Origin of the sequence: Anoxybacillus sp. EFIL, assembly GCF_013096955.1 — a bacterium.
Lineage (GTDB): Bacteria > Bacillota > Bacilli > Bacillales > Anoxybacillaceae > Anoxybacillus > Anoxybacillus ayderensis.
Map to the genome: position 1 here is coordinate 1 of NZ_SDLH01000023.1, position 1,194 is coordinate 1,194.

The 1,194-nt window shown below is 45.1% G+C and carries 2 protein-coding genes; both read right to left on the reverse strand.

The features are described from left to right. Window positions 1–35: 35 nt before the first annotated feature. The gene (locus ES017_RS15045; protein ID WP_021096083.1) at window positions 36–539 is read right to left on the reverse strand and encodes an IS630 family transposase; all 504 of its coding nucleotides are present in this window, start codon (window positions 537–539) and stop codon (window positions 36–38) included. Between the two features lie 26 nt (window positions 540–565). Beyond that, window positions 566–1,096 carry a helix-turn-helix domain-containing protein gene (locus tag ES017_RS15050; RefSeq protein WP_021096082.1) on the reverse strand — a complete coding sequence of 177 codons (531 nt, stop codon included), beginning with the start codon at window positions 1,094–1,096 and terminating at the stop codon, window positions 566–568. Window positions 1,097–1,194: the final 98 nt, after the last annotated feature.

The following is a 1,194-nucleotide window of genomic DNA, read 5'->3' on the forward strand; positions in this document are numbered from 1 at the left end:
CTATATACATCCAAATTGACATTTTAACCTCTGGTTCATGCAGCACACCCGATGCGGCGTAACACCTCATCTGGGTGCTGTAAGACATGTTGTTCAAACCGAGTAATCGACTGGGCGATGTCCTTTTGATCTTTATGCAGGACGTTGGCGATGACTTCGTCTTTCAGCCACTTCCACAACCGTTCAATCGGATTCAAATGAGGCGAATACGGTGGGAGAAAAATAAAATGAAACGCACCGCCTTCTTCGCTTTGAAGGAAAGCTTGCACCATGTTGGCATGATGAATACGCGCATTGTCCAACACAAGCACGATGAATCGATCGGAATATTTCTCTTTCAACAGGCGCAAGAAGTCGAGGAACGTTTCGGCATTGGCGGATGATGCGCGATGAAACACGACATCGCCTTGTTGCACGTCGACGGCACCAAAAATGGACACGTGGGCGTGGTGACCGTAGCTTGGCACTTGTTTTTGATTCCCTACTTCTGCCCATGTCGTACGAAGCGCTTGATATGCGCGAACATGCGTCTCATCCACATGAAGAAGAACGATTTCTTCCGTGATTAGTTTTTTTTTATAAACTCGAGTTCTTTTTCAAAGGCTGCTTGAAGCACTGGATCACCTTTGACGAGCTTATAGGTCGGGCGTGTCCATGACAAGCGAAGACGATGCAATAACTTCCGAATACCTTCCCGTGACATCGAAACACCATATGTCTGTTGAATGTAAGATTGTAATATACGTGTGTTCCATGACGAAGAAATGCCCCATCCGACATCCACAGGGGTGGTGGTTAACACGAGTTGTCTAATTTCTTGTTGTTGTTCTTCTGTAAGAAATGGCACACGACCAGGTGGCAAGCGACGATCGAGTAAATGATCGAGCCCACCTTCATTAAACCGTTCGACGTAGAGGGAAACCGATTGGCGGCATAGATTAACCATTTTTGCGACATCTTTTCCAAGAAACCCTTCCATGACTAGGCGAACGGCAGTCACTCGAACACGAAGCGAAGCATCTTTGATTTTCCGTTCTTGTTTCCGAAGTTTTCGAGGTGTCCAACCGTGATCATTTGTGATTTTCAGACGTTTCATATCATTTCCGCTCCTTTTGTATAGAAATATTTAGGAGCAGTATAGCCAAGAAAAAAGGTGTTCATACAGAAGTCATCATCTTAAAGTGCATGTATATA

Coding starts and splice junctions, on each gene's coding strand:
- ES017_RS15050 (WP_021096082.1), bottom strand. CDS start 1,096: ATGAAACGTCTGAAAATCACAAATGATCACGGTTGGACACCTCGAAAA.